Genomic DNA, 26,708 nt, shown 5'->3' on the forward strand with positions numbered 1-26,708 from the left:
TTTACATCTCCAATGTAGAGGAAGCTGGGCGATATTGACCGTAAGATTCGGGGATTTGTAATCCTTGAATTTTCAAACTTTGTATCCGGTATAAAAATGCAGCCCCAGTCATAATATGGTTAGCTACATCAACGACTTTGCGGTTATTTGGCTCTGAAAGATAAGTCCCACGCACCCAGTCGTTAAAGCCACCCATAGCTGGGCCACACCAAATCTGATAATCGACTTCGCGCCCTTTTTCACCAGAACTAGACCACCGGGAAGATAATCCTAAATACCAGCGGAAAATTAGAGCCATTTTCAGCTTAGGATTATTAACTGCTTTGCCTAATTTCTCTGGATTTTTTTGAGATAAATAAGCGGCGGTTCCTTCCCAAACTTCGGCGATAGTCTTACGGAAAACCTGTTTTTCTAACTTCTCTCTTTCTGGTAAGGGAATATCTTCAATTGAGTCATAGCTGCGGTATAATTCATATAGTTTCTGCGCTCGCATGGGAAACATTGTGCCGCGTTTGAGAACTTGCAGTTTCACTCCCATTTCAAACATATCCGCAGCCGGTGCCATCATCACATCAGCCATTTCGGCCTGTGCTAATAGCTTTTTAGTATGTTCACAAGCGCCAGATTCAATGCAAGACTGATTAATTGAGCCTGTGACTACATAAGCAGCACCCATCATAAAAGCAGCTAAAGCTGATTGTGGTGTGGCTATTCCCCCTGCTACTCCCACACGAATCGGTTGAGAATATTGATATTGTGTTTGAATTTCATCTCTTAACGCCATGATGGAAGGTAAGAGACAAACGAGGGGACGATTGTCCGTATGTCCGCCAGAATCAGCTTCGACGGTAATATCATCAGCCATCGGTACTTTGGCAGCTAGAGTTGCTTGTAACTCACTAATTAATCCTTGCTCAACAAGTTCTTTAATTATTCTGGCTGGTGCTGGTTGCAAGAATTTGCTAGCAACTTCTCGGCGGGAAATTTTGGCAATGACTTTGTTTTTAATTTCAATTTGATTTGCAGCATTCAAACTTAATCCTGCAGCACGGTAATAAACTATGTTGGCAGTTAAATCTAGAAATGCTGAAGCTTCTACAACTCTTACCCCATATTTGAGGAATAAATCCACAGCACGGCGTTCAATCGCCAAATCACTTGGACTGTGAATTAAATTGAAGGCATAAGGTCCATGAGGTAAGGCTTGTTGAATGCGATTAATAGCTACTTCTAAACGCTCTGGACTTAAACCACCTGCACCAAATGAACCCAAAATTTTCTCTTTTCCAAGTGCAATTACCATTTCTTCTGAAGCAATACCGCCAGCCATTGCACCAGTAGTATAGGCATATTTCACACCATGAAAAGAAAGAAAATTTGGATCTCCTAACTGTTTAATTTGCAGTGGAGGTACGGAGAGCAACAATTCTATTTGGGTTGCAACACTATGATCTACAGGACATAAATACCCATCATTGGTTACACCAATTTTCCCAGCAATTTTGACGATATAACAGGGTTTATCTAATGTCAGGAATTTATCTAGAATGGTTTTTTGTTCAAATGATATACAATCTAGAGAACCTTTCCAGACAAGATTTTGATTATAGGAATAGTTAGAAAATACCAGACCATTATTATGTTGACTTAGTGGTGTATCTACAGTCGTCACGCTAGTTATCCCTCGATTCCTCAAAAATAGGTTGTAAAGAGTGTAGGGTGGGCAGTGCCCACCATATTTGATGTTTTGGTGGGCACTGCCCACCCTACGTTTTAAGATTCTTCATTCAGCAAATTTTCAGCACAAGCTAGTTGTAATTGAATGATTTCACTCATTTTTTGACTAAAATCTTGTCTGGTTTGTAAGAAGGCAATATGAGCTTTAGTCACTCTAGAATTATTAGCATTCAATTTTTGATACTGAGATGGATTTAAATCAACAGTGCTAATGTCGTTAGAAAATTCTTGAGCTAGAACATTTGGTTGAGGAATTTGCTGTTTAGTGGCTGTCTTCTCAAAAGATTGTAATTGTTCTGTTTGACTCAAACCGTGTTCAATGATATCTTTCATTTTGATTTCTTCTTGTTGCTTATTATGCGCCACAAGGTTGTGAGCAAGAATACTATTTGTGGAGTTTGGCAGAGAATTTATGATTTCAGATTCTCTAGTTGATGGGATATTCTGATGTTGACGTTTAGTTGCTACGTTCTGGAAGGCTTGCCGATTATCATCACTCAAGATTGTGGCGGTAATTGAGTCACCGCCTAAAGTGATTTTTCGCAGGGTTAATTTACTTTGATGACTAGATTCTTGAGAGAGATTGTATAGAGAGGATAAATCTAAATCAACTCGATGGCTGAGTAGTTTTCCTAGTGCTTTGATGATAGAAGTATGGTCATCCATCCCTCTTCTATTTAAAGACACGGTGATGTGTTCTTGTCCTTCGAGGATTTTATCAATCCAGCGCGAACAGACACTACCAGCACCAGCTTCGATAAAGATTTTCACTCCATCGCCATAGACGCGGTTAACTAGGCGGGGGAAGTCTAGTTGCTGACACAGTCCTGTGGCGATACTGTGAGCTATCAGATTGCTATCAAGTGAGAGAGCTTGATATTCAGCTGCAGAATAAAATACAATACCGGGAATATTCTGTGACGGTAAAGTATTGAGTTTAACTAACTCTCCATACTCCGATCGCATTGTCTCACAATGGATGACATGGTCGAAAGGAGCAGGGAAGGCATTACAGCCCAGAGTTTGAATCACTCGCTGACATGCGGCTGGTTCCCCGGCAATCAATACTTCTTCTGGTGTATTAATCTGCGTTAAATACACACGAGTCTCGTTTTTCAGACATTCCCTCACCTGGGATGGACTGGCCATGAGGACATAGTTACACCAGAAATTGTTGTCTGAGGAGTCTGATGCTGGTGGTAATCCCCAATATTCACGTACAGCATTTTTCGGGCCAGATAATCTGTCACCAAATAAAGCTGATGAGTTAAAAGAATTACTTCCTGCATAAAAATTGCTCCAGACACCTTGAGCAACCATCATGCTGGTTTCACCCAGGCTATAGCCAAAGACATATTTGGGTTTGACTTGGAAGTTATCACGAATAACTGTCGTGATTAACCTGGTGAAAAACATTTCCGCTTCAAACATTGCTAGGGAATCATCTAGCAATTTTTTTTCTAGGGTTTCTAGTTGTCGAGTTGTTAATTTACTCAAACTTCTAGGAAACACCAATTTCTCAACGTCCGAAACGCGTTTATATAAACTCTTGACAAAAGGATCATCTTGGACATTAGGAAATAAACGGAAAAGCGTCCGACCAATACCTACATAAGAGTTAACTGCAGCCGGATAAACATAAGCCACTGAACCTTGTTTACCTAGTGGTTTGGCTGTGAAATAACTACCTATTGGTGTTTGCCAGTCTGTACCGCGTTCAAAGGCTGTGTTTACACCTTTACGTGCTGAGGCGATTTCTTTGAGTAATTCTTTCTGGTTACGTCCGGTAATTGCTAGGGCGTATTTAGCTGTGGAATGCTGTTGAAATTGGACAAAGTATGAACTGGCGGTATCCGATAGAGAAGCAGAATTTTCGATGCTTTCTTGGAGACTATCTAGCAGCTTTTCTAACTCTGATTGTTCATTAGCTGCTATAGGGAATAGATAAAAAGGCCGTTGTTGTAAATACTTACTGTTATGCTCTTTTTGATCAGGTTCATCTGACAAAATTAGATGAGCGTAAGTACCATCACAACCTATACCATTGACGGCTGCAATTCTCTTGGTGCTGTCTTTACCGAGAAACCAAGGTCGAGATTCAGTAGCGACAAAGAAGGGACTACCTTCCCATATCTGGGGTGTTTTGACACCAGTCCAGTTGGGGGTGGCGGGTATGTAGTTGTGATAGAGACACAAAGCGGTTTTGATTAAGCTGGCGATTCCTGATGCGACGTAGGTGTGACCAATATTGGCTTTGACGCTACCGATAGCACAGTGTAAGCCGTCTCCCACTGCAGGATAAGCCTGAAGCATTCCGGTGATTTCGGCTGTGTCTTGCTGGGGGATACCGCTACCCACAACCTCTACATAGTTCACCTCTGAGGGTTGAATACCGGCGATTTGAAAGGCTTGTTGGCAGACTTGGTTAATAGTACTTGCATCTAAAGAGGTAGAATGAGCCTGCCCAATACTAATAGCATCAATGACTGCATAGATGGGTTGTCCGTTTTGTTTAGCGCTGTCATAACGCTGGAGAACTACAGCACCCGCACCTTCGCCAACTGTCCAACCGTCGGCTTTTTGGTCAAAACTCAAGGTGTTGACGCCTGTGTTGATTTTGGCTTCTTGGTTTCGCAGTAAGACGTTTTCTACGCCACCAGCTAAATCGACAGCACCAACAACAACTGCGTCTACTTCGCCTGTAGTTAGTAGCATTTGCGCTACTTCTAAGGCTTTGAAGACAGAGGTTTCGACTGCAGTTAAGCTGAATGCAGGCCCGGTGAAATTCCACAGGGAGGAAATCCGACTCGCCATGATATTGCTGATGTAGCTTAAATACTCACCAATATCTACTTGATGATGGACGCTGTCTTTGACGATGGTTTCTAGTTGAGTGATTTTCTCTTCGGGTAAGGCAATTTCGGCTGCATTCAAACCGTCTTTAATCTGCCAGGATAAATCCCATCTTTGTTGTAGTTGGTGAACGGACATTTCTGTCTCAGCAGCTATGATAACTGCGACGTTTCCCCCTTCGGGAATTTTGGCATCTTTGAGGGCGCGGTCGGCAACTGTTAACAATAACAGTTGTTGAGGATTGAGTTTTTCTATTTCGTTGGGGGGGATTTTGTAGGCTAAGGTGTCGATTTCAAAGTCTGTGATGTATGCCCCTAATGGTGGTTTGTTATCGGGGAGGTTATATTCTTTGAGGATGTGTTCTTGGGCTTCTATACCGTGCCATCTTTTGGGTGGGAGGGGAATGAAATGCTGTTTTCCGTCGTAAATGCTGCGTTCAAATGCGTCTAAACTTTTGCATTCTCCGAAAAAGGCATCCATGCCGATAATGGCTATTTTTGATGATGGTGGGTGTTGTTCTAACATGATTTAAAGGATATGAATTTGTTTCACGCAGAGGCGCAGAGGCGCAAAGGGAAGAATTTGTAAAGCTGCGCCAAATCCTGGCTTTTTTTCAACGCAAAGGTACGCAGAGGTTTTCTTGTTCGAGGATGAGGTGGGAATTGGTACCGCCAAAGCCGAAGGCGCTGAGGGCGGCACGTTTGATGGGGGTGTTGTTGGGCCAGGGTGTGGGGGTTCTGACTATGGTTTTTGCTGAGATGATGTTATTGTCGGCACCGATGGGTTCGGTGACGTTAATTGTTGGGGGGATAAGGCTATGATTCATGCTACAAATTGTTTTGGTTAAGCTAACCATGCCGGCAGTAACGAGTAGGTGACCGACGTTAGCTTTGGTTGAACCAATTAGGGGTTTGGCTTGGTGTTGGCCGAAGAAGGTTTCTATGGAGTTGAATTCTGTGGTATCTCCTAATAGGGTGCCTGTAGCGTGACACTCCATATAATCTATTTGGTTGGGATTAATTTTTGCTTCGGTATATGCGCGTTCAAATGCTAAGGTTTGTCCTTTGGAATTAGGGCTGAGTAGGTGTTTACCTTTGCCGTCGTTGGAGAGTCCATTACCGATGATGGTGGCTAAAATTTTGTCGCCGTCTCTGATAGCATCACTATAGCGTTTGAGCATGACCATGCCGATGCCTTCAGATGTGATGAGTCCTCTGGAGGATTTATCTAGGGGTGAACTGATGCCGTTTTCGGGGTAGCCTTGGATTCCGGAGAATAGCATCCGCAAGAATAGTGGGTCTACACAGCTGATGGCACCAGCTAACATGACATCGGCTTTGTGCGATCGCAAGTAATGAGATGCCAGCTTGATGGCATAAAATGAGGATGAGCAAGCTGCGTCTATGCAGAAATGATTGCTAGATAAGGAGAAAGCTTGGGAGATTAACGCGGCTGGTAAGCCGGATATCATGGCGTTGCTGGGAGAGGCTTTAGCGGTTGTGGGTAATTTCGCTAGTTTGAAGTCTTGGTCTTGTAGTAGTTGTGCGATCGCTGGATTAATGGTTTGCTGATAAATGGGGGCAAATAATTGATTGGAAGATTTGGTAGGAAAGGATAAGTTGCCTAGAATTACGCCGCATTTTGAGAGAACGCTTTGGTTCCCCCAGTAGCCACTATTTTGTATCGCTTGTTTGGCGGCGTATAGTGACCACTTGAAGGTATTATCTAAGCCGTGGAGTAGTTCTGGTGGTAGGTTATATTCGCTGGGGTTAAATTGAAAGTCGCGGATATATCCGCCTTTGAGAAAGTAAATTTTTTCCGGTTTGCCTTTATTTTGGTCGTAAAATATTGTGGGATCTACGCCTAAGTCTTGGGTGGTAACGTTAGATGTGGAGTCTTTTTCTGCGGTGAGATTTTGCCAAAACTTTTCGGGATTATTGGCGTCGGGAAAGAGACATGATAATCCGATTATGGCGATTTTTTCCATTATTCATATCCTAAGTTGGGGTTTTATGGTGTTAGGATTTACGCTGTTCCCCAGTAGGATTTTTTTGTTTCACGCAGAGACGCAGAGGCGCAGAGAAGAGGAGTTTAAGATTAATTCAGCAACACCGAGTTTTTATTAGAGTAAAGTACACTCAATCTTTCTCTCTGCGTCTTTGCACGCCAGTTGCTACAACGGAGGAAACCTCCGCAACGCACTGGCTCGCCTCTGCGTGATCAAAATTCATTATTTTGGTTGCAGTAAGTCCATTGGTACAACAACTGCTCTAGATCCTAGGATACGCGAGAATAGTTGTCCGTTGCGATCGTGGAGGTAGAAGTCGGCGGTGGCGCTGGTGGCTTTTTTCTCTTTGATTTCGCAGGAAACATAAAAGGTTTCGTTGCAGGGTGTGGTTCTATACTGTTCGGATGTGGCCATTTGTCCTGGTAAGCAAACTTCTTGATGAAAATGGCTTAACCAAATCCATAATGGGTGGGTGCTAAGGTCTGTTGAATAGGGGTTATGCCAATGGATGGGGAATTGTCCTTGTTGTTGGGGTGTGATGTCTTTCCAAAAGCATTCTACTGTAATTTTTTCTGGGCTGATGTTTAAAACTTTTTCAATTGCTTGGAAGCAGGGGCCGTGAAATAATGAGGATGCGCCGTTCTGGTATAAGTCTTTGCCTGCGGTGGTGATGATGTTGTCTGGGGTGAGATTTACTCTTTCATAAATTGGGGCTGTGGGTAGTTCTCTTACTAGTTTGACTGTAGAACTGAAGTGATAATGGGTTTTGCCTTGGGGGGTTTTGCTGAGAATTTTGGCTTGAATTTCGATTGATTCACCATCGTTTTTGGTGAGTTCTTTTAGTTCGAGTATGTGTTCTGTTGCTACGGTTTCGTTGAAGATGATTCCTTTTAAGAATTTAAATTCCTTGCAACTGAAATATCTATAGCCTGGATAACATTCTTCACAACCGTTAATCATCCATGACATGGCGTTGGTTGCTGGTAATACTGGATATCCAGCTATCATATGATCTAGTAGAAAGGGGTTATTTTCTACTGTCATGCGCCGCCGAATGCGATAGGTTTTGAGTGTGGAATCTAGGGGCGCTGGTGGTGGTGTCATGGGGCTACCAATGACAAGTTGGGTAGTGGCGTGATGTTGGGGTTGCAGTTCTTTGACTAGCATTTGTGTGCCAACTTCTACGGGGATGATGTCAATTCCTCTTTCGGCTAAGGCTTTTTTGAGTTCTGGTGACACCATTCCACTATCCCAAGCGCCCCAGTTGATGGCGACTACGTGACAGTCTGGGTAGTTTTGTTTGATGAGGTGGGCTGATTTGTTGAGGATTTCGTTGGCGATCGCATAATCTGATTGTCCAATGTTGCCGTAAAATCCTGTTACGGAGGAAAACAACACTAAGTGCTGGAGTTGTTCGGGGTTAATGCAAGTTAACAGGTTTTCTAGTCCCTGAACTTTGGCGGTGTAAACTTTTTCAAAGTCTTGTTCGGTTTTCTTTTCGATTAATTTATCGGCTAGGTTGCCTGCGCCATGTATGATACCTGTGATTCTTCCCACACGGTTGACAACGGCGTTTAGTTTCTGTTGTAAGGCGATTTTATCTGTGACATCGACGCTGAGATATTCTGCAGTGCTTCCTGTTTGTTGAATGGCTGCTAAGGTTTTTTTGATTTCTCGGCTGGAGTCAATTTTGTTATAGATTTTTTGTACACTCATGGGTGTGGGTTTCTCTCCTTGGGCTAGGAGATTTTCCATGATGCGTTTTTTTAATGGAGCGTCTTCTAAACAATCTTGAGCATATTCTGGTTCGGTGGCTAATAGTTCCGAACGACCGAGGAGGATGAATTTACCGGGTTGTTTTTTTGCTAATTTGATGGTGCATTCGGCGGTGATTCCTTTGGCGCCGCCAGTTATGAGGAATACTGAGGGGGTTTGTGTGGTCATAATGTTTTAGTTTTTTTTTAAACGCAGAGGGGCGCGGAGTACACGCGGAGGGGCGCGGAGTTTTGCTGGGTTGATTTGGCTGGGAATTTATGCGATCGTGTTCTGAGGTTGGAGTTTGAGGTTCAGAACTCGACATGTGAGGTTTGAAGTGAGAACTGTCGGGTTCAAAATGAGAACTGTCGAGTTCTGAACGAAAAGCTTCGGGTTCTAAAGGCGAACTGTCGAGTTCAGAACCCGAACTCTCAGGATTAAAACGAGAACTGTCGGGTTTGAAACTATAGCGATTCTTATTTACGTGAGGTACACCCGTAGGGGGCACGGCAATGCCGTGCCCTTACACCCGGCGATATAATTTTGTGAGGTGTCTGAATGCGAACCACTATATTTCTCGCCTCATCCTCCTCATCTCCCTTATCTCTTCACCCCCTTCATTCCTTTATTCTGCTGAAGTAGTTAGAGTAACTCGCCCTTGGGAACCGTAAGCAACCTCGCTAATATAGAGGTTGGAGTCGTGCAATTCAGCAATAATATGTTGTGCTGACTGCTTGGCATCAAGGGCGGGACTTAAATCAATGGCGCGTGTATATACTTTCGGCCATTCCCATCTCAGGGTTTTGGTTAATCCAAATAAACCGGCACCGATGACTCCATAATTAACTTTGTGTTCAAAGCCGAATGCACCATCTAAGCGTGTAACTGTACAGAAACAACTGCGTCCATAATGCGCTGCGTCATTGAGGGATTTTTTCAGGTGTTTGGCGATGAAGAACACTTGTTTAACGATCGCCTTTTCTGCTTCTATGTAACCAATGGTGTTTTTGACTCTTAATGTTGGGTGAATATGGATGAAGGCGCCTATCTTGCCAATGTTACTAGCGATCGCTGATAATTTATGTTGCAGTAATTCTTCGCTCAAGTCGGCTAGGGTGATACGTGTGACTCCCGCTGGTAACTGGGCTTGTGTTGAGACAACAGATTGCGGGAAGCTTAAAACTACAATTTGCCAACCACGTTCAATTAAGCTTTGCACTACCACCGAGGTGGTGAGGGAACCATCATCGGTGATTAAACCAATGTGTCCCTCTGGTAATGTGAAATCTAAATCATCTGGTGGGGGGAGAAATTTGAGTTTGGCTGGACGGCGTTTGACGTTATGCTCTATATCTATCGGCTCGTCGTCAAACTCAAACTGGGACTTTTTTTTTTCACTTCCAGCAGCTAGCTTCTGGAGATAATCAACTATTTGACCGATTGTCCTTAAGTCTCCCAGTTCTTCGAGATTCGGTTTGGGTAAGTCAGGATACATTTCTTGCATCGTCCCCAGGATTTCGACTCGCTTGATAGAGTCAATCCCTAAGTCGGCTTCCATGTCCATTTCCATTTCCAGCATCTCGACTGGGTAGCCTGTCTTTTCACTGGTGATGTTTAACAGGGTTTGTCCTAAGTCTGCGTAATCAGTAGTTGCAGTTGTTTCTACTTCTGGAGTGAATGCAACGATTTCGTTGACTGGGATTGCTTGAGGAATTGCAACTGGTTCAACTACTGCTGCTACTGGAGGAATGACGACTGGTTCAACAACAGGCGCAACTTCTACAGCTTGTTGGATTTCTTGAATGGCGATATCAACAGAGACACTGCGGGAAGCGTGAGATTCTAGATACTCAACAACTTGTCCAATGGTGCGTTTTTCCGAAAGTTCTTCTAAGTTTGGCTTGGGCAAGTTGGGGTATAACTCTTGTAGTCCTCCCAAAATTTCCACCCGTTTGATGGAGTCAATCCCTAAGTCGGCTTCCATATCCATGTCCATTTCTAACATTTCAATGGGGTAGCCTGTTTTTTCACTGGTGATTTCTAACAGGTGTTTACCCAATTCAGCTAGATTCAAATCACTAGCTACAGGTGCTGGCTGAATTTCCGCAACTTTAGGAATTTCAACTACAGGTGCTGGTGGAATTTCTGCAACTTTGGGTGTTTCAACTACAGGTACTGGCTGAATTTCTGCAACTTTAGGAATTTCAACTACAGGTGCTGGTGGAATTTCTGCAATTGTGAAAGCAGGAACTACAGGAGTCTCAACTACAGGCGCAGGCTGGATTTCCCAAACAGGTGCAGCTACAGATGCAGGCTGAATTTCTCCCCTGCTCCCCTGCTCCCCTGCTTTTTCACCCGAGAGTAACTGAGAATATTGTTGCTGTATGAGTTGGAAAAAGTTTTTGCTGTATTCTACCTGTTCTTGCAGATACTTTTCATGGATGCGGAGGGTTTCACCTTGTTGGGCGTGAAACTGCATCATGCTACGCTGTAAGCCTTCCATGACTACAGGCTTAATTTCGGTGTTTGCTTTAGAGTTAGCCAGGACAGAATTCTGCTGCTCCATCAGTTGAAAGAATGTTTTGGTATATTCAATCTGATGGTTGAGATAAGAACCGTGCAGTTGTAAATTTTCGCTTTGATTTTGCTGGAACTGTTTGAGCAGATATTCTAAACTTTCGAGAATCTGCTGATAATTTACAGGTTTTTCTGGCATCTTAGATTCCTGGTAAGAGGCTGGGGGAAAAGATTTCTCTCCCTGTTCCCCTGCTTCTAAGAGGGTGGGGACAACAGAGGTTTTTTTATGTCCATTTCCCTCGATGGCTGGGGTTGTGGGAGTCGCCGCTGCTAAAGTTGCGAAGTCAGCTGCAATTCCCGCAAACTCTGGTGATGGGGTAGCTGCTAACTTAACTTGATGTCCATTTTGCAAAGCTTGGGCGAAGGCGTTTTTGGTTTTTTCGGACTTATAGCTAATACCGTTCAATTTCACGGTTAAAGCTTTCTTTTTCTGGTCTTCTGGTGCGGGGGGTGTGGGTGGAATTTGGTAAGGGTCGAGGTTTTTCAAGTTCATCCCAATTACCCGCAACTGCACTGCAGCTTCTCTCAAAGAGCGATCGCTATTCTTTTGTGTACTGGGGTTCAAAGTTACGGTAATATGGGGGCGATCGCCTAATGTATCTTTGACTAAGTTAGAAAGTATCTTCCTCGGTCCAAATTCCACGAAGCATGTCCCACCAGCCGCATAAATATTCTCAATCTCCTGTTTAAACAGCACGGAGTTGGAAAGGTGGGTTTCCAGGATTTTTTGAATTGCTGGGGCTTCTTGGGGATATTGCTTCCCGGTGACGTTGCTGAAAACCGGAATTTTGGGAGTTTGGAAATTAACAGACTTAGTTGCAATGGCGAAGGATTTTTGAGCAAAAGCAATTAAGGGTGTGTGGAAGGCTGCAGATACAGGTAGCAACACTGCTGCATATCCTTGGTCATGCAATGCTTGACGCACCTTAGCGATTTCTGCGGTGGGTCCTGCCAAGACAACTTGTGTGGGAGAATTAAAATTAGCGATCGCAACTTGGGGATAATGCCGCACTACGGCTTCTACTTTGCTAATTTCTTCTTTCACCGCCAACATGCTTCCCGCATCATGGTCAGGGTCTTCTGGTGCCGCCATTGCTTGACCCCTAGCTTTGACTAAGAAGAAATAATCTTGGTCACTCAAAACACCCGCAGCCCACAAAGCAGTCAATTCCCCAAAGCTGTGTCCTGCCACAAAGTCTGACCTAAACCCAGCTTGTTGCAAAATGGAATACAACCCAGCGCTCAATACGCCAATCGCAGGTTGAGCATATTCTGTGCGTTGCAAAGCCGCAACTTGAGCGTTCTTTTCTGACTCTTCAAATACCGGATTGGGGAAAACAATCTGCGACAACGGCTGCAAATTATCTTTAAGCAACAAACTATCCATGTAGCCATAAATTCGTCGCAAGGTGGGGAAGTTCATCACCACATCCCGTCCCATTTCCAAGTATTGCGAACCTTGTCCAGAGAATAGCGCCACAACTTTACCGCCCAGTGCCATCCCAGAGGCGCGATAATAAATCCCTTGGGGATGTTCCCAAGATGCAGCAGACCCTTTGAGTTTCAACCAGTCCAGGCTAGTTTGCATAAACTTGCAAGCTTCTTGCAGAGTTTCCGCAACAAATCCAACTCTGGCTGCAGCTAAGGGAATTTCTTGGTTTTGGCAATCCTGAACTAATTGGGCGTAGTGTCTGTCTCCTTCTTTTGACTGCAACTTACCCAAAGTTTCTTCACACTTCATCACCAATTGCGCTGGAGTGTCTGCAAATAAGAGTATCTCTGCAGGTGCATTGTGTAAGCGATAAGGACGGTTTTGTTCCGCTTCATGTTCTTCCAAAACCACATGATAATTAGTCCCGCCAAAACCAAAGGAACTCACACCCGCCCGTCTTGGCGCTTCTCCATCCGCCCGAATCCAAGGTCTAGTTTCGGTGTTCAAATAAAAGGACGAATTTTTAATGTTGAGCTTGGGGTTTGGCTCGGTAATATTAATTGTGGCTGGCAAGATTTTGTGATGTAACGCCAACGCTGTTTTAATCAAACTCGCCGCACCAGCCGCCGCTTTGGTATGTCCAATTTGGGACTTAACGCTACCCAGTGCAATGTGCTGTCTTTTTTGGTCTTCTTCGTTAAAGAAATCTCTTAAAGACCCGAACTCGGTGGGGTCCCCAGCCATTGTCCCAGTACCGTGTGCTTCCATCAAACCTACGGTAGCGGGAGAAAACCCAGCATCATCATAAGCACGGCGTAAAGCTGATACTTGTCCTTCTTTGCGGGGCGCATAAATACTCTTATAGCGTCCATCGCTAGAAGTCCCGATACCTTTGATGACTGCATAGATTTTGTCGTTGTCGCGTTCCGCATCTTCTAAACGCTTCAAGACAATCATCCCAATCCCTTCACCCAACATCATCCCATCAGATTTAGCATCAAAAGGTCTGACATGTTCACTCGGAGAAACCGCCGGGGTTTTGCTGAAGGAAATGTAAGCCATGATGGTGTTGTCGGTATCCACACCACCAGTTAGCATCATGTCGCTGCGATGTTCGACTAGTTCGCTAATGGCCATTTTCAAAGCACCAAAGGAACTAGCACAAGCCGCATCAACAACACAATTCATCCCGCCAAAATTCAAGCGGTTAGCAATGCGTCCCGCGACTACATTCGCTAACATCCCAGGGAAGGCGTTTTCATCCCATTTGATATAAGCGCTTTTGATTTTCTCCACAATTTTTTGAGTATCTTCATCAGATAAGCCGCTGCTTTTCAGGGCTTTTTCCCAAATGGGATACTCTAATCTGGCAGAAAGTGGCATTCCTAATTGCTTGGCCATCGCCACGCCTAAGATTACCCCAATAGTTTCGCGGCTAAATTCACGAGATTCGCCATAGCCTGCGTCTTCCATTGCCTCTTTTGCAACTACTAAACTCAATAGTTGCGATACATCTGTGACTTCTAAAATGCTGGGAGGAATGCCGAATTCCATCGGGTTAAAATCAACCTCAGGAATGAAACCACCGCGTTTACAGTAGGTTTTATCTTCTGTTGTTCTGGGATTCGGATCGTAGTAATCTTCTACGCTCCAATGTGTCGAGGGAACATCAGTAATACAATCAATTTTATTAACAATATTGCGCCAATATTCCCGTAAGTTTCTCGCCTGGGGAAATAGAGATGCCATACCAATAATGGCTATAGGATTTTGTTGCAGTTTTCTGTTAATCTTGTTAATGGACATTGGTTTTTCTGAATTCACTTTTTTTTCCTCTATAAACTTGATCAAATCCTTTTCACAACTGTTTATCAGGCTCTCTAATTCTGCCAAAGCAGTATCAATTGAATAAGCAGACATAGGGCATAGACTAATCTGAGGTACTGTGAATTGCGAAGCTACAGTAATTTCTGTCACCTACCAACAATCAGAAGCTCTGTCTTCGCTCAAGTCTTGGCTAAATGCTTTTTTTGGGAATCAACACCCCATGAAATATTGGGAAATTATGAGGTATAGCAGTTGCTAAGTGGCTGAGGATATCAAGAGATTTTCAAGCCTGTTTCAGGTTGCTATATAAAGTATGAAAAAAGATGGTAACAGGAAGAGAATTTGCAAGAAGCCCAAAATAAACATCTAGAATTCATTTCATACTTCATACTTCCCACTTCATACTTCAGCCTTGATTGACTCCTGATATTGCGGCAGCAGGTCGATGACATTGTTGAAACTACTAAAATAGTCTTGGAGTGCGTTAGCTGCCTGTCCAGTAAATTCCAGCCATTCGTAATGCTCAATATTTGGGGCGATTGTATCCCACTGGAACATTGAAAATTTAGGAGTAGCTATGAGAACAGAAATGCTTTTTTCTCCCAAACTAGTTTGACTATCTAGCTTAATTGCAGCAACGTAGCTGGTGTTAATGACAACGTTCTGTATTTTGATAAATGTCATAGCCAGTTTCAGCGTCCAGGATAATATATTTTATGGGATTTACTCAATAAAAGTTGACAAGCTCGTTACAGTTATCAGTTATCAGTTATCAGTTTTATAACTGTGATTAATCATGTCTTTACTTAGGTTTAAAGAAGTCAGCAATTGGTATAAGACTTTGGTAGCAGATAACTGTTCACTGATAACTGTTCACTGATAATGGGGTTTTGTTTAGTTTCTACATTTTATGAAATAAAGAAAGTAACTAATCTAGCTAACCGCTTTCAATCATTTGAATTAATACAAACACTAGCATAACTTATATAAACCAAATCGTTTATTTAAAGTAACTTTAGAGCAATCGTGGTTTTTTACTGACAAAAAGCTCAGATAAAGCTTGATATATACGTATTATTTATTACTAATCTTTCTACTTGAACAACTGGTGTTGAGCGCAGTTGTTAATGTATCTAGCAATACGGTTCAGATAGGAATATCGTAGGTTGGTTTGAGGAACGAAACCCAACATTTTCCTGCAATTGTTTAGTTTTACTATGTTCAACCCAATCTACACAATTTTATATTGATGTATATGTAGCCTAAAACATACTAATAACAGTAATAAAATAGTCAAATAAAGTACGTTTTAAGTAATACAAAGCCTATGTAAAGTACCAACAGTATTTTTCTCAGCATAACATCATAATCGCCAGAAACTTTTTGATGAATTCTTAAGATAAATCAACTTAAAAATTCTAGAAGTTATTTATAAAGCAAACATTAATTTTTAGAATAGTGCGTGGTAAACAACATATTTGGGAATAGGCAATCTAGTAATAGGCAATAGTTATTTCTCCCTGCCCCCTGCCCCTCCGCTTCTTCCCTCACCCCATCCGCTGCGGCTGCTTAAGAGTCCATTGTTGCCAGCGGCTGATACCACGGCTGACTAATTCGGGATTTTCATCGCCAATAAAACATATCCGCCCTAATCTTTCGCAAGCAATGAGGATTTCACCGTGTCCGATAAATGGCGCAATGACAAAATTATTCTGACTGGTATACAAATTTATCAGGTAGTTAACTATGCCCTCAATGCCTTCTACATTTATTGGTGTCTGTGGCTTGGGGATGGATTGAAGGGAAAAAATGCCTACATAGAGGTTGCCCAATACTAATTCATATTGAAAGGGCATCTGATTCTGCTGATAAAATTCGTAAATGTGCCCCTCTGAACGCAGCACAGCTACCACCCGCGCCTCTGAAACCAAATAATTATGATTCCACATGGGTGATAGAGTAGCGATCGCTAGTGCGGCATCTGAAGGTAATAAATGCCGAAATTCTTGCCCAGCAGTATCGCCACAATAAACCAAATGCCTACCAAGTACCCATTCTTCACCAATTTTAGTTTTGGTTGCGGGGGCGATCGCATTTTGCGGAGTCTTGGGTCTTTTTTTGGCAACTAACTTAGCCTCTCTCTGGGCTACAGCACTTTTGTGTGCTAATGTCTGTAACTCTTTTTGCCTATTCCTCGCCTCAGCCAACAATTGAGCCTGTCTTTTGGCTTCTGCTTCGTCTCCCTTCGCTTGGGCTAACTCTAAAGCTTTTTGCGCCTCTTCTGCCAAAGAGCGTTCTTGACTACCAGCCCTAGCCACCTTCAGCAAAGCTGTGGGACTTTCGGCTATTGGTGTACCCTTAATTATCTGTTTCACTTCCGGGTGAATACTTTTCGCAATCTGCTTACCATGCTGAAAGGTACGTTCAGAATATCCAGCTTCTTTTGCTAACTCCAAAGTCCTTTTCAAAGGTGGTGAAATGATTTCACCACCTTTAAAGGTGTGTTGGTTATCCCCTGACTTCGCCCGCAATCCCATACGTTCCAGAATTTGATCTCGCTCTAACCACAGTTCAGAGCGTTCCAGTGGTTCTAGCTCATTGCGGATTAAATTCTCATCAATCTCTGCTAGCCGAGCTTGGTCAGCATCTTTATAGGTAACAATATTACACTCAATATCTTCTAGCCCCAACAACTTACACGCCGTCAGGCGATGTAACCCAGCAATCAAATTCAAATTCTGATCTACCGTGATTGGGTTTAATAGACCATTAGCCTTAATAGATTCCTTTAACTCATCAACTTTTTCAGCCTTGACCGGACGGCGGTTACGACCAATAAGAATTTGGTCTATGGACACAATAGGCATAATTACTGTTCTTCAATGCGGTCAATTAAAACACCAACAATAGCATTAAGATACACCTAATTTATTTCCATCCACTAATCGACCAAAAAAATTGCATATTTTAGGTAGTATTCAGAATACAAAAGTCAGGAGATGCGTATATTAAACATCTCCTGTCAGTCAACCCGTAGGAGCGGGGTTTCCCCGCCCTCGATTGATGAGAATGTCTTATGCTACACAACTATGCTGAGGACAGTCTGTTAATAATAGCAAATGCGGTTGATTAACCATAAAAATTAAAAACTTACATAAAGAAATACCGAAAATATCTAAAAAAATCCTCAGTCTGTATTCAAGATCACTTAGTTTTTTAACATTTATATTATGGTTAGTTAAAAGCAATTTATGTAGATTCAATGGGTTGACAATATCAAAAATTATTGCCATACTTGAACACAGATTTATCCTAGATTTTTACGTCACTATTATTAGCGCTTTCTGATTCTCAACATCTCAGTTTTTTGTGAGCGCTATTACATTTGAAAACAAGGATAAAATTTAGGAGAGTTTGGAATCATGCCAATATTTATTTCGCTGCTATCTTAACGTCTTGAAAAGTTTGCTATTGGGGGAAACCCACAAGTCGCAACTTTTCGCAAAATCTACAATTCTTTATTCAAGCCGCTACCTACCCTGCGGGAACGTGCAAGGGACAGGTATGGAGTCAATCTAAAATCCAAAATCCAAAATTGATTGACGGCTGCTTGGGTGTAAAACAATTCATATACAACTAATTAGACTTATTCATTTTGTTCAGGTGAAACCACAGAGATAGAATCCTCTTGGTAAATTTTTGAATGAGTCAAGGGAAGTCTGAAGTCTGAAGTCTGACGTCTGAATTTACTTCACACATACATAAAGTGAAAAATAGCACAATAGGGACGAAAATATGATGATAAACAAAGAAAACCAGTTATTCACAAAAGCAGTAAGTCAGTGGCGAATAGTTTTAGCAGTTGCCGTCACCCTCGCTACTGGCTTGGTAACTTTCTACACTTTTGCCCCATTTTGGTTTCGTTCTAATAATGTGAAAACTCACTCAGCAGCTACCCCAAAATTAGCTCCTACAAGAGTGGCTGTGACAGCCTTGGGACGTCTACAACCAGAAGGAGAAATCACTTATCTATCTGCACCAAATTCAATTAACGGTGTGCGAGTTGAAAAACTGTTGGTGAAAGCAGGAGACCAAGTTAAAGCAGGGCAATTATTAGCCTATCTTGAAGATTATCGTCGTTCTACAACAGCTCTACAACAGTCTTTAGACAAATTGCAAGTTGCTAAAGCCCAACTAGCCCAGGCTAAATCTGGAGCTAAAAACGGAGATATTGAGGCTCAAAAAGCGACAATTAAGAATATTGAATCGCAATTAAAAGGGGAAAATGCAGCCCAAGAGGCGACAATCGTCCGCTTGCAAGCGCAGTTAGAGAATGCTCAAAAAGAGAGCGATCGCTATCAGCAATTATACAAAGAAGGCGGCATTTCCGCTTCCATAGCTGATAGCAAGACTCTGCAACTTAAAACTGCCCAACAGCAGTTAACAGAAGCCCAAGCCACTCTCAGCCGCACTCAGAACACCCTCCAAGACCAGATAAAAGAAGCAAACGCCAGACTCAAAAGCCTCAGCGAAATACGTCCTGTTGATGTTGAATTAGCACAAACACAACTCAAAAGTGCGATGACTGCTGTCAAGCAAGCCAAAGCAGACCAAGATTTAACTTACCTCAGAGCGCCTATCAGCGGCACAATTCTCAAAATTCACGCCAAAACGGGAGAGGTTATCTCCACTTCTGGATTTGCTGAAATTGGCAAAACATCACAAATGTATGTAGTCGCAGAAGTCTATCAAACCGATATTCAAAAAGTGCGTCTAGGCCAAAAAGCAACCATTACCAGCACTGCATTTTCTGGCGAATTAAAGGGATATGTCAGCGAAGTTGGTTGGCAAGTTGACAAACAAAGTATCTTCAGTCTCAATCCCGGTTCAGATACAGACCGCAAAATTGTTCAAGTGAAAATCTTTATTGACAACCCTGAAGATAGCAAACGAGTTGCCCGTTTAAGCAACTTACAAGTAGATGTCGCCATTCATATCTAATTGGGAATGGTCAGCAGACTGATAACTGATAACTGATAACTGATAACTGATAAATCCATGAATTTAAAGATTCCTTTAGCATGGCTACAGCTAGCCCAACAAAGAGTTCGTTTTCTGGTAGCTGTAGCTGGTATTGCTTTTATTGTACTGCTGATGTTTATTCAGCTAGGCTTTCAAGATGCTCTTTACTCTAGTGCAACAGCAGTACATCAAAGCTTACGCGGCGATTTATTTCTGGTCAGTTCTCAATATAAGTCTTTGACCTCAACTCAAAGCTTTTCTCGGACTCGCTTATACCAATCGCTGGGATTTAATGGGGTAGAATCAGTTAGCCCCATATATGTACAATTTGCCAAATTAAAAAATCCCGTTAGTGGTGAGAAATACTCCATATACGTGATTGGATTTGATCCAGGAAAGTCAGTTTTAAATATCCCCGAAGTTGAGAAAAACTTAGATAAACTCAAAATTCCTGATGTCATGCTTTTTGACAGAGATTCGCGGGCTGAATTTGGGCCAATTGCTGATAAATATACTCAGGGTAATACTGAACAGACAATTGAGATATATCCCTTCAATTCCTTAATTGGTTATCGAGTTAGAGTTGGTGGTTTATTCAGCCTAGGCCCTTCTTTTGGCGTAGATGGAAATTTAATTGTCAGTGACTCAACATTTCTGAGGATAAATCCCAATAGCCGTCCATCTGAAATGATCGATATAGGTGTGATTAGGCTAAAAACTGGTACTGATGCTAACAAAGTTCTCAAAGAATTACAAGCCAGTTTACCTAATGATGTGCAAATTTTCACATACAAAGGCTTTATTGATTTTGAGAAAAAATATTGGGCTGTCAGAACACCTATCGGTTTTATACTGAACCTCATGTTGACAATGGCTGCGGTAGTTGGTGTAGTCATTGTTTATCAAATTCTTTACAGCAACATTGCGACTCAATTTATTGCTTATGCCACGTTGAAAGCTATTGGCTACGCCAACAGCTATTTATTAAATGTTGTTTTTCAACAAGCTTTAATCTTGGCATTTATCAGTTATATACCAGGATTAATCTTATCGGTAGGGCTGTATGATTTTGCGATGAAAGCCACAAAGCTACCCATTATGATGAATTTTAATAATGCCATGCTTGTCTTAATATCAACTGTCTTAATGTGCATTACTTCCGGCTCTCTCGCCATTAACAAACTCCGTTCTGCAGACCCTGCTGATATTTTCTAATTATTCAGATTCTCGACTTTTTTAAGTTGGGGATTTCACAGCCCTCAAATTTACCAATACCCCCTACTCTATGAATCTGCAAAATAAAACTATCCTCATCACTGGAATTGACGAATTTATTGGCTTGCGTGCTGCCGAGTTAGCCATAGCACAGGGAATGAAAGTTAGAGGACTACAAAGTTCTGTTGATCAAGATAAAAAAGCGCAAAATTTGGGCGTTGAGGTAATTGTTGGTAGTATTACTGATTTTGCTGTTGCTCAAAAAGCTTGTGAAGGAATAGACATTGTTCTCAACACAGCACAACTGGCTCAAGAAGCCGGCGAAATTAAGGATTTTCGGCAAATAAATGTTGATGGTGCTGTCAATATAGCGAAAGCTGCCAAAATGGCTGGGGTTAAAACTTTTGTTCATCTCTCCAGCGTGCTAGTTTATGGCTTTGATTATCCGGCAAATGTCACCGAATCAGAAGCATTATCTACTCAAAATAATCCCTACTGCCAAACAAAGATAGAAGCCGAAACAGCACTTTTACAATTAAATCATCCCCCAGATTTGGGTGTCGTGATTATCCGCGCTGGAGATGTTTACGGTCCAGGTTCTATCCCCTGGATAGTTCGCCCAGTCCACTTTATGCGCCAAAAATTATTCGCCTGTGCTAACGATAGTCCAGGAATCATCAATCATGTATATGTCGATAACTTAATTGATGCCATCTTTTTAGCTATACAAAAAGAACCTTACGGGGAAATCTTTAATATCACCGATGGACAAAAAACTTTTGGCAAAGATTACTTTACTCGGCTAGCAGAAATCTCCGGCTCACCAGCACCTCTTTCTCTAGGAAAAGATGAAATCAAATTGTTTCTGAAGTTACGTGTCCAAGGTCAAAAACTTTTCCGGAAAAAAGCCGATATTCTACCGGAATCTGTAGATTTTATGACTCGTCCTCATGCTTATTCGATTGCTAAAGCACAAAGCCTGTTGAATTATGCACCAAAAATCGACTTAGAAGAGGGATTGCGACTCACACAGGAATGGCTGGAAAAAACAGATATCCAAAAATTGATGAAATAGGTTAGGAGACTACCAAATCATGTTAAAATTTTCTAAATTTACTGCCTTGATTATCGCTACCTTAGCAAGTATTAGCTCGGCTAAAATTGTCAATGCTTTACCAACGCAAACACTGACTGTTGTAGTTAATGGTATTCAACATAACAAAGGTCAGATTTGTATAGGTATTTATGGTAAGGAAAAAGGATTTCCTGAAAAGACATCTGGTTTGACCCAGAGTGCTTGTACTAAAATCACTGGACGTACTCTCAAACAGAAATTTTTTGGTTTAAAGCCTGGAAATTATGCCGTTGCCATAGTTGATGATCAAAATGGCGATCGCAAACTCAATAAGGACTTTTTTGGGATTCCTACAGAAGGTTTTGGTATCTCTAACAATCCCACGGTTTCAGTGCAAACTGGTTCACCAGAGTTTCGTGATGCCAAATTTTTGTTGAATAAAGACACCACAGTCAACATTACTGTCAAGTATTCCCTCGATCCCTAATATAGCAATTCTCGGTGACGTGAGATACACCCGTAAGGGCACGGCACTGCTGTGCTACTACAGCTTGCGATATAATTTTGTACCGCACCTGAATGGGAACCGCTATATGTATTTGTAGGGTGGGCATTGCCCACCACATCCTTTCCTACAGATACAGCTAATTTTGTGCATTATGAGTAGCTTGGGCTGAGGCAATACTTTACCCAACATTCTCACGGCTTTGCAGTTCAGATCCCCGACTTCTTCAAGAAGTCGGGGATCTAAATCCACTCTACAAATGAATTAATCTCTAGCCTATAATCCCTATTTTCAAAACAGATTTACATTCTTTAGAAGGATTGAAATTGAATGCCTGATTTTGAGATGTTTTTGTGTAAATCTTTGTTGGGTTGGCTGGTTATTCAAGTATGTATAACCCTGGTCTTTTTATGGTCTCTGCGTTCACGCCAAAAAAAATCTTTACCAGATCACCAGCTACCTAAAACTGCGATCGTTTTGTGTCTACGCGGTGCTGATCCATTTTTACCCAACTGTGTGCGATCGCTCTTACAGCAAAACTATCCTCAATATGATTTAAAGCTGATCGTCGATCATCAAGAAGATGCTGCATGGAAAATTGCTACTGATACTATCCAAGAAGCAAGAGCTACCAATGTGCAAATTAGCCCTTTAACGGTAGTACGCAGTAATTGCAGTCTCAAATGCAGTGCTATAGTCCAAGCCGTCTCTGAGTTGGATGATTCCTACGAGGTAGTTGCTCTAGTCGATGCTGATACAGTAGTTCATCCTAATTGGCTGCGTGAATTAGTCAGCCCTCTAGCCGATCCTAAAGTGGGGGCGACAACAGGTAATTGTTGGTATGTACCCACAGGTAACTATTGGGGTTCTTTAGTGCGCTACATAGGTAATGTATCGACAGTTGTGCAGATGTACCTATTCCAGATTCCTTGGGGTGGGAGTTTGGCAATTAAAACCAAAGTGCTGCGCGAAACGGGACTGCTAGATAAGTGGAGTCAAGCTTTTTGCGAAGACATGATGATCCGTAGCGTCTTGGGCAAATATAAGATCAAGGTGAAGTTTGTGCCTTCTCTATTGATGCTGAATCAAGCAGAGTGTGATTTGCCCAGTGTAAGAGACTGGATTGGACGGCAATTGCTTTGTTCTCGGCTTTATCATCCCCGTTGGTCGGCTGTTGTAGGCGATGCTATTTCCAGCATCTTATTTCCTACCCTCACAATTTTAACGTTGATCGGAGCGATATTATCTGGAAAATGGGACACTGCGGCGCTCTTATTGGGATGCTATGGCAGCTATACCCTAGGATTACTCTGGCTGATGCTGATTTTAGAGCAAGGTGTGCAACAAGTAATTAGTCATCATAGCCAGCCGATCGCTAAATTATCAACTAATACCATCGGTAAAATGTTGATTGGCATTCCCCTGACACAGTGGGTTTATGGATTAGGACTGTTGTCTTCTTTGTGGATGCCGACGGTGACATGGCGCGGTATCACTTATGAAGTTGCCGGCCCTTGGAACATCCGGTTAGTTAAATACCAACCTTACCAATTGTTAGATCAAACAGGCGATCGCAAGTTATCTCTGTGACCCGAATATTAGGACGCGAGTTCTGACGCATTAAATTTTCCCATATTGACAGAGGGGAAGTAGGTAGATAAGGGAGACAGATAAATAATAGCCCAGTCCCCAATCCCCATTCCCTGGTCACTGAGCGGCTCGCCTTGAGCGTAGCCGAAAGGAGTCGAAGTGCAATCCCCATTCCCCAAAAATTATGAAAAAACCTCTCCGCATTGCACTATTTACAAGTTTGTATGCTCCCTTCCTCACAGGAGTTTCCGTAGCAGTACACCAGCGAGTCCACTGGTTGTTACAGCAGGGACATGAAGTTTTTCTCATCCATCCTGAAATCAACAACCAGTACCCTAAAAAAGTCGGTAATCGCCCGATGTCTGGACTAGAGGAATTACAGCATTTCCCCAACTTTTCCTCTTATGCATTCCCGACAAAACCGCTGATATTCTATAAATCTCTTCCCCAACCATTAAGCTATCGCCATTGGAGTGACACTAAATTATTAGAGAAATTTCAGCCTGACATTATCATAGTTGAAGAAGCCCCTCAACTGAGAGGATTCTACTCACTTTACTTACAAGGTTATGGTCGCCCTGTAGGAGTTGAATACGCCAAACGCACGGGCACTCCAATTGTATCGATCTTTCATACTGATATTATTGCCTACATCCAATATTACTTAGGCAATGTGTTTTTTAACTTGCTACGTCCCATCCTGCCGATTTTAGTCAAACAGTTCAGTGAGACTTATAATTTCAATTTATTTCCATCTCGAGAACTGCTGGCTAAATATAAAACCTGGAAATGCCAACGCAGTGAATACGTTCCTTATCAAGGGATAGATTGCGAAAAATTCCATCCCCAGAACATTGCTTATAATCCAATTCCTGAAGATAACAGACCGACCATGTTATTTGTCGGACGCATTACTGCCGAGAAGAATGTCACTCAACTTTTAGATGCATTTCCACTAATTGCTGCCCAAATTCCTGATGTTCATTTAGTAATTATTGGTAGTGGCCCTTTTGATCAGCAAATCCGTCAACGTGCCCAACAATTTAAATCTGGCGTTACCGTTTGGGGTGAATCTCACGGTTTGGAACTTTTGGGTTGGTTCGCTAGAGCAGACATATTTGTTAACCCTTCTGTCACCGAAAACTTCTGTACAACTAATATGGAAGCTTTAGCATCTGGAACCCCTGTTGTTGCAGCAAACGCTGGCGGAAATCCAGAACAAGTTATCTCTGGGGTTAACGGTTTTTTAGCCGCACCCAATAACCCAATAGATTTTGCTCAAAAAGTGATTGCGATTTTACAAAATCCCGAACTCAAAGCAAAAGTGTCTCAGCAGGCTCGCCCTTCCATACTAGAATTTGATTGGTCTTCATGTATGGAAAAGTTTGAAGAAACACTCTATAGACTAATTGCAATATCACATAAGTAGAGTGTGAAAATTGCTGGATTAGCTGAAAAAAAATGGCTGGATTATAAATCAGGAATCTTAATTAAAATTCCTGATTTTTTTGTTGTGTTGTCAAAAAAAAATCAAAACATAAAAACTCCATATAAGTAGGTATAGCCTTTCCTAGGCTACTGAAGTACAAATTTATCTGCGTTCATCTGTCTTGAAAAGTTTTGCGCTCCTGTTACCCGGACGCGCAACGCCAGTTGGCGGCAGTTGCTTTAAGTCGGGGAACCCGCTGTTAGCACCTGCCTCCTTTATGCCGGGAAACCCGTCCACCGCACTGGCTCAACTTTTCGCTGCGTTTATCTGCGTTTAATTATTTTAGACCGTACCTTACTAGACCGAGAAACGCTATAAGCGCAAATATTTATAACTATGTTAAAAAATTTAAATTGTAACGAGATAATGTTGGGTTTCGCAAAGCCTCAACCCAACCTACGTCTAAAGCACTATTTTAGTTGTGCCAGTTCAGTAGGTTGGGTGAAACGAAGTGAAACCCAACATTATTTACTCAACTTGCTCAACCTGACTTCTCATCAACTTTTGCACACTTACCAACGCTCGATTCAACTCATAATTTCGCATTTCTGGATTCTGCAAATACACTTGCTGTTCTTCTTCAATCATCTGCACATCTTGGATCACCAAACCATCAAGTAATTTTTTCGCCGCATTAAACAAACTATCTTTGACAAATCGTCGGAACCACACAGGCAATTTGTGTAATCGCCAAAAGGCATTTAATGATGTGAAATGAATTAAATAAGCCTTTGTCTGTGTTTCATTCACTGGACACAATAAACAATAAATCTTAAAATCATTCCCCAATTTGGAAGCCCAATGAGGATAAATATAACTGACATCTAATGGCTCAGAATGTAATTGCCGCAAAGCTGGGAAAAATAACTGGGATATAGACCAAATTCTATCTATTTTATAATAACTTTGTGCTGTATAGTGGGCATCTACGCGATTAGCATCTTCGTTAATATCTTGTAGTGATGCTTCTGCCCAAGCTTGTAAATCTTGATGTAAATGCCCATGATACATATCCATCAAGTTCTCAATTAAATAAGAATAATGAGCGTGACAATCAATTACTGCAACTGAGGCAATATAATTTAAATGTTCCCACTCTGGTAAACCCATCGGTTCTGTGGATGGTTCTTTATCTCCAGGAAATAACCAGATAAAACCATCTTGTTCTTTGACTGAGTGACGGCGAATTTTACAACTTGGCAGTTTTTGATTTGCTGCTAAATATGGAACTGCTGCACATTCACCAGTAGAATTAAAGCGCCAACCGTGATAAGCGCATTCTAATTCATCGCTAATTACTTGCCCGTGACTGAGTTTAACTTGACGGTGGGGACAGCGGTCTTCTAAAGCATGGACTTTTCCTGTACTATCTCGGTAGAGAGCGATCGCCTGTTGCCACAGTGTCACACCTGTAGGCTTATTTGTGACTTCATAGCTACGTGCAACTACATACCAATGATTTGGATTAATGCCTAACTGACGCATATCACGACTTTGCACAGACTGGGGACTGGGGATTGGGGATGACAATAATTCTTTCCTATTGACTCTTGACTCTTGACTCTTAACTCTTGACTAATGCCAGACTATCACCTTAGGAGCTAAAACGAACCTTGCCACAAG

General features: G+C 42.1%; 14 protein-coding genes. 6 read left to right on the forward strand and 8 right to left on the reverse strand.

The window, feature by feature from the left end:
* Position 1: 1 nt before the first annotated feature.
* From CAL7507_RS27035 to CAL7507_RS27065, 7 genes are all read right to left on the reverse strand, one after another.
* Positions 2–1,672 carry a PfaD family polyunsaturated fatty acid/polyketide biosynthesis protein gene (locus CAL7507_RS27035; RefSeq protein ID WP_015131669.1) on the reverse strand — a complete coding sequence of 557 codons (1,671 nt, stop codon included), beginning with the start codon at positions 1,670–1,672 and terminating at the stop codon, positions 2–4.
* A gap of 101 nt (positions 1,673–1,773) precedes the next feature.
* Complete coding sequence (locus tag CAL7507_RS27040) at positions 1,774–5,115, reverse strand: type I polyketide synthase (protein ID WP_015131670.1); 3,342 nt, start codon at positions 5,113–5,115, stop codon at positions 1,774–1,776.
* An 88-nt stretch (positions 5,116–5,203) separates the two neighbouring features.
* Complete coding sequence (locus CAL7507_RS27045) at positions 5,204–6,577, reverse strand: polyketide synthase (protein WP_015131671.1); 1,374 nt, start codon at positions 6,575–6,577, stop codon at positions 5,204–5,206.
* 243 nt (positions 6,578–6,820) lie between these two features.
* Positions 6,821–8,542 (reverse strand): SDR family NAD(P)-dependent oxidoreductase, encoded by a 1,722-nt coding sequence (locus CAL7507_RS27050; RefSeq protein ID WP_015131672.1) that lies wholly within the window; start codon positions 8,540–8,542, stop codon positions 6,821–6,823.
* A 436-nt stretch (positions 8,543–8,978) separates the two neighbouring features.
* The gene (locus CAL7507_RS27055; protein ID WP_015131673.1) at positions 8,979–14,282 is read right to left on the reverse strand and encodes a type I polyketide synthase; all 5,304 of its coding nucleotides are present in this window, start codon (positions 14,280–14,282) and stop codon (positions 8,979–8,981) included.
* Between the two features lie 306 nt (positions 14,283–14,588).
* Complete coding sequence (locus tag CAL7507_RS27060; protein WP_015131674.1) at positions 14,589–14,873, reverse strand: hypothetical protein; 285 nt, start codon at positions 14,871–14,873, stop codon at positions 14,589–14,591.
* Between the two features lie 863 nt (positions 14,874–15,736).
* Positions 15,737–17,056: a ParB N-terminal domain-containing protein gene (locus tag CAL7507_RS27065; RefSeq protein ID WP_015131675.1), complete on the reverse strand. Its 1,320-nt coding sequence runs from the start codon at positions 17,054–17,056 to the stop codon at positions 15,737–15,739.
* Between the two features lie 928 nt (positions 17,057–17,984).
* Between CAL7507_RS27065 and CAL7507_RS27070 the strand changes: the two genes are divergently transcribed.
* From CAL7507_RS27070 to CAL7507_RS27095, 6 genes are all read left to right on the forward strand, one after another.
* Positions 17,985–19,190: an ABC exporter membrane fusion protein gene (locus tag CAL7507_RS27070; RefSeq protein ID WP_015131677.1), complete on the forward strand. Its 1,206-nt coding sequence runs from the start codon at positions 17,985–17,987 to the stop codon at positions 19,188–19,190.
* 57 nt (positions 19,191–19,247) lie between these two features.
* Complete coding sequence (gene devC / locus CAL7507_RS27075) at positions 19,248–20,426, forward strand: ABC transporter permease DevC (RefSeq protein ID WP_015131678.1); 1,179 nt, start codon at positions 19,248–19,250, stop codon at positions 20,424–20,426.
* A 70-nt stretch (positions 20,427–20,496) separates the two neighbouring features.
* Positions 20,497–21,501 carry an NAD(P)-dependent oxidoreductase gene (locus CAL7507_RS27080; RefSeq protein WP_015131679.1) on the forward strand — a complete coding sequence of 335 codons (1,005 nt, stop codon included), beginning with the start codon at positions 20,497–20,499 and terminating at the stop codon, positions 21,499–21,501.
* Between the two features lie 19 nt (positions 21,502–21,520).
* The gene (locus CAL7507_RS27085; RefSeq protein WP_015131680.1) at positions 21,521–21,988 is read left to right on the forward strand and encodes a DUF2141 domain-containing protein; all 468 of its coding nucleotides are present in this window, start codon (positions 21,521–21,523) and stop codon (positions 21,986–21,988) included.
* Between the two features lie 348 nt (positions 21,989–22,336).
* Positions 22,337–23,596, forward strand: a complete 1,260-nt coding sequence (locus CAL7507_RS27090; RefSeq protein ID WP_015131681.1) for a glycosyltransferase family 2 protein — start codon at positions 22,337–22,339, stop codon at positions 23,594–23,596.
* 181 nt (positions 23,597–23,777) lie between these two features.
* Positions 23,778–25,025 carry a glycosyltransferase gene (locus CAL7507_RS27095; RefSeq protein ID WP_042341630.1) on the forward strand — a complete coding sequence of 416 codons (1,248 nt, stop codon included), beginning with the start codon at positions 23,778–23,780 and terminating at the stop codon, positions 25,023–25,025.
* A gap of 528 nt (positions 25,026–25,553) precedes the next feature.
* On the opposite strand, the gene CAL7507_RS27100 is transcribed toward CAL7507_RS27095, so the two are convergent.
* Positions 25,554–26,570, reverse strand: a complete 1,017-nt coding sequence (locus CAL7507_RS27100; protein WP_042341631.1) for an aromatic ring-hydroxylating dioxygenase subunit alpha — start codon at positions 26,568–26,570, stop codon at positions 25,554–25,556.
* Positions 26,571–26,708: the final 138 nt, after the last annotated feature.

It is taken from the genome of Calothrix sp. PCC 7507 (genome assembly GCF_000316575.1).
GTDB lineage: Bacteria > Cyanobacteriota > Cyanobacteriia > Cyanobacteriales > Nostocaceae > Fortiea.

Coding starts and splice junctions, on each gene's coding strand:
- CAL7507_RS27050 (WP_015131672.1), bottom strand. CDS start 8,542: ATGACCACACAAACCCCCTCAGTATTCCTCATAACTGGCGGCGCCAAA.
- CAL7507_RS27070 (WP_015131677.1), top strand. CDS start 17,985: ATGATGATAAACAAAGAAAACCAGTTATTCACAAAAGCAGTAAGTCAG.
- devC (WP_015131678.1), top strand. CDS start 19,248: ATGAATTTAAAGATTCCTTTAGCATGGCTACAGCTAGCCCAACAAAGA.
- CAL7507_RS27055 (WP_015131673.1), bottom strand. CDS start 14,282: ATGTCTGCTTATTCAATTGATACTGCTTTGGCAGAATTAGAGAGCCTG.
- CAL7507_RS27065 (WP_015131675.1), bottom strand. CDS start 17,056: ATGCCTATTGTGTCCATAGACCAAATTCTTATTGGTCGTAACCGCCGT.
- CAL7507_RS27040 (WP_015131670.1), bottom strand. CDS start 5,115: ATGTTAGAACAACACCCACCATCATCAAAAATAGCCATTATCGGCATG.
- CAL7507_RS27100 (WP_042341631.1), bottom strand. CDS start 26,570: ATGCGTCAGTTAGGCATTAATCCAAATCATTGGTATGTAGTTGCACGT.
- CAL7507_RS27045 (WP_015131671.1), bottom strand. CDS start 6,577: ATGGAAAAAATCGCCATAATCGGATTATCATGTCTCTTTCCCGACGCC.
- CAL7507_RS27085 (WP_015131680.1), top strand. CDS start 21,521: ATGTTAAAATTTTCTAAATTTACTGCCTTGATTATCGCTACCTTAGCA.
- CAL7507_RS27080 (WP_015131679.1), top strand. CDS start 20,497: ATGAATCTGCAAAATAAAACTATCCTCATCACTGGAATTGACGAATTT.
- CAL7507_RS27090 (WP_015131681.1), top strand. CDS start 22,337: ATGCCTGATTTTGAGATGTTTTTGTGTAAATCTTTGTTGGGTTGGCTG.
- CAL7507_RS27060 (WP_015131674.1), bottom strand. CDS start 14,873: ATGACATTTATCAAAATACAGAACGTTGTCATTAACACCAGCTACGTT.